1 protein-coding gene is annotated in these 515 nt (G+C 66.0%); it reads right to left on the bottom strand.

The window, feature by feature from the left end; genetic code table 11:
• Positions 1-301, bottom strand: a 301-nt coding sequence (locus HWX25_RS32920) for an acyl-CoA dehydrogenase family protein (RefSeq protein WP_175912774.1), incomplete at its 3' end; no start/stop codon positions are given.
• Positions 302-515 lie beyond the last annotated feature (214 nt).

The following is a 515-nucleotide window of genomic DNA, read 5'->3' as shown; positions in this document are numbered from 1 at the left end:
AGTTCAGGATCGGGCCGCAGCACACCGAGTTCTGCACGCTCATCAGCGTGGCGCAGGACGCGCAGCCGGCGGCGATTTCCTCCACCGCCAGCGCATAGGCGGTGTAATCGGTATACGAACCGTCCCACTCGGCCGGCACCACCATGCCGAGCAGGCCCAGCTCGCCCATCTGCGCGACCACGCGATCGGGCAGCGCGCCCTCGCGGTCCCATTGCGCCGCGTTCGGCGCGAGCACTTCGCTGGAGAAATCGCGGACGCTGTCGCGAATCATCCGCTGGTCTTCGGTATAGAGCGCATCCATGGCGGGGCCTGTCTCCTGATCCGGTGCCGCGCCGCGGCAGCCGGTAACTGATTCGTTCGTCGATGACCTCAGTGTAGGCAAGGCGGGCCGGTGTTTCGATGCTCGCCGCACTCAATTACAATGATCGTTTTTGCCATAGCAGGTTCGTGCGTGCCATATCGCCCCGAATCTCGCTCCCAAAGCGCGTGCCTCGCCGCCAGGGGCCGCGCCGCCC

This window comes from Burkholderia sp. BCC1640, assembly GCF_902833125.1.
Lineage (GTDB): Bacteria > Pseudomonadota > Gammaproteobacteria > Burkholderiales > Burkholderiaceae > Burkholderia > Burkholderia diffusa.
The sequence above is the reverse complement of the archived record's forward strand: the minus strand, read 5'-3'. Positions and strand labels throughout refer to the sequence as shown.